The organism is Streptomyces sp. SID5785, assembly GCF_009870065.1.
In the GTDB taxonomy this organism is placed as follows: domain Bacteria; phylum Actinomycetota; class Actinomycetes; order Streptomycetales; family Streptomycetaceae; genus Streptomyces.
Genome location: NZ_WWIA01000053.1, coordinates 1 through 1,395 on the forward strand (window position 1 = coordinate 1; position 1,395 = coordinate 1,395).

Below are 1,395 nucleotides of genomic sequence, written 5' to 3' on the forward strand. Positions count from 1 at the left end.
ATGGGCGGCATGGAACTCACCGTGGACGGCAGCCCGGTGGACGTCACGAACCGCGTCCTCTACAAGGCGGTCCTGCTGGAGGGCGTGCCGAACATGTCGCTCGTCATCGGCTACACCAACGCCTCGTGGACCCTGAAGGCCGACCTCGCCACCGCCTACACCGCCCGCCTGCTGGCGCACATGCGCCGCCACGGCCACGCCGTCGCGACGCCGGTCGCCACCGACGCCGACCGCTCCGCGTTCTCCGTGATGGGCGAGGCCCTGACCTCCGGCTACATCGCACGGGCCAATGATGTGATGCCGCGCCAGGGCACCCGCGACCCCTGGCGGCTCTGGAACAACTACTACCGCGACCGCGCCCTGCTCCAGAACACCCCGATCGACGACGGACCCCTGCACTTCGAGAAGGCGGGCGCGCCCCGGGCCGCCGGAACCGCGGGCGGCCCGGACATCGCACCGGTCGCCGGGACGGCGAACAACGCCGCCTGACGCGGGCGCCACCTGCGTTACCTGTGCGCCCTCTGCACCACCCGCACATCCCCGCACCTCCCCGCACCTCCCCGCATTCTCCGCACTGCCGCACCACCGCCCCGCACCCGCCCCCACCGGGGAACCGCCGAGCAGACACCGAGGACGAAGATGACCGCGAACCTGACCAGGAAGGTCTACGACGAGCGGCTGCGGACCCTGTCCGAGGGCTCCGTGAACGTCAACTTCAACGCCTTCACCGACATCAAGTGGGACGACCCGGAGTTCGCCGTCGACACCGGCGACCCGCGCTGGGTGCTCACCAGCGCCGACGCCCTCGGCTCCCACCCCTGGTACCGGGAGCAGCCGCTGGAGACCCAGATCCGGATCGGCATCTGGCGCTGGGCCGTGATCGCCAAGACGGGCATGCAGTTCGAGAACCTGCTGATGCGCGGCGCCCTGGACTACCTCGTCCACGTGGACAACCAGGACCCCGAGTTCCGGTACCTCACCCACGAGATCACCGAGGAGACGCACCACACCCAGATGTTCCAGGAGCTGGTCAACCGCACCGGCGTGGACACCCCCGGCTCGCGGCGCTGGTTCCGCAACGTCAGCCGGGTCCTGCCGCTGGCCGGATCGCTGTGGCCCGAGGTGTTCTTCACCGGCATCCTCGCGGGCGAGGAGCCCATCGACCACCTCCAGAAGGCCGCCCTGCGCAGCGGCGAGCCCGTGCACCCGCTCCCGCAGCGGATCATGCAGATCCACATCGCGGAGGAGGCCCGGCACATCTCCTTCGCCCACGAGTTCCTGCGACTGCGCGTCCCGGGCTACGGAAAGGTCCGCCGCGGCGTCCTGTCCGTGTTCTTCCCGGTGATCATGCGGACCCTGTGCGACGTCATCATGATTCCCGACCGCAGGTCCGCC

1 protein-coding gene and 1 pseudogene are annotated in these 1,395 nt (G+C 70.1%); both read left to right on the forward strand.

Annotated features, from left to right (window positions below):
- A pseudogene (locus GTW43_RS01700) lies at nucleotides 1-489 on the forward strand (FAD-containing monooxygenase EthA); the annotation flags it as partial.
- 150 nt (nucleotides 490-639) lie between these two features.
- A partial coding sequence (locus GTW43_RS01705; RefSeq protein WP_161299745.1) for a diiron oxygenase occupies nucleotides 640-1,395 on the forward strand: 756 nt, incomplete at its 3' end.